Origin of the sequence: Thermus sp. NMX2.A1 (assembly GCF_000511705.1) — a bacterium.
GTDB lineage: Bacteria > Deinococcota > Deinococci > Deinococcales > Thermaceae > Thermus > Thermus scotoductus.
In genome coordinates this window covers 1-943 of sequence record NZ_ATNI01000084.1, presented here as the reverse complement: position 1 = coordinate 943, position 943 = coordinate 1, and the positions used below count along the sequence as shown (strand labels likewise).

2 protein-coding genes and 1 pseudogene are annotated in these 943 nt (G+C 62.7%); all 3 read left to right on the top strand.

Features of this window, described 5'->3' with window-relative positions:
- Positions 1-94: 94 nt before the first annotated feature.
- Positions 95-178, top strand: a pseudogene (locus TNMX_RS13415) (IS3 family transposase); the annotation flags it as partial.
- Positions 179-199: 21 nt separating this feature from the next.
- On the top strand, positions 200-433 hold the full coding sequence (locus TNMX_RS10605) for a hypothetical protein (RefSeq protein WP_038031975.1): 234 nt from the start codon (positions 200-202) through the stop codon (positions 431-433).
- A gap of 1 nt (position 434) precedes the next feature.
- Positions 435-932 carry a hypothetical protein gene (locus tag TNMX_RS10600; protein WP_156919454.1) on the top strand — a complete coding sequence of 166 codons (498 nt, stop codon included), beginning with the start codon at positions 435-437 and terminating at the stop codon, positions 930-932.
- Positions 933-943 lie beyond the last annotated feature (11 nt).

Sequence of the window (943 nt, the reverse complement as noted above, 5' to 3'; positions counted from 1 at the left end):
GGTACTACTACCGGAAGCAGAAGGTGGGTCAGGCGAAGCCTAGCTTGGAGCGGACAGGAAGAGGGAGGAGGAAGAGGGCCGCCTCAAGAGGGCCATAGAAGAGGTCCTGCTGGAGCACCCCGAGTACGGCTACCGCCGGATTACCAAGGAGCTCCAGAGGAAGGGGATTCCCGTCAACCACAAGCGGATCCACCGCCTCGTGCAGGACTTCCACCTCTCCCTGAAGCGCACCACCCGGAGGCCCAAGCCTAACCCCTTGCTGAGAATCGTCCTGGTGGCGGGAGAAAGGGCCGACCTCCGGGCCTCCTTGCTCAAGCGGAGGGAACCCGAACCCTTTGAGCTCCTGTACACCGACTTCACCCTCCTGCCCTACCGGGGTGGGAAGGCCTGGTTCCTGCCCATCCTGGACCACGTCACGGGCGCAAGCCCGTAGCTTGGGGACGCGGACGGTGGTGGCCTGGGGTTTAGGGCCATCTCCTTCGGCGGAGCTGGCCCTTGGGGCGTGGGCGGAGGCCAAGGTCTTTCTCCAGGCCCAGATGGGGAGGCTTCCCGAGGCCCTGGTACACCACGATCAGGGGGGTTCTTTTTTGAGCCACGAGTGGGTGGGGACGCTTTTGCTGAGGGACGGGCAGAGGCTTTCCTACAGTCTGATGGGGGCCAAGGGTGTCACGCGAAGCGTACATTTTCTCCGGTGGTGGAGAGTTTTTTTTGCTCGGTTCAAGTGGGAGGGACGGGACCAGTTTTTGGAGGCCAAGAGTCTTGAGGAGCTAAGGGGGGTGGTGGAGGAGCGGCTACGCTACTACCACGGTCACGGGCGTAGCCCGTACCTTGGGGGTCGGTTGCACTCGGGGCTGGGCTACCGGACGCCAAAGGAGGTGATGGATGAGGTTCTAGGGCAGAGCGCTAAGGGCATCACACGGGAGGCAGGATGAAAGTGTCTAAG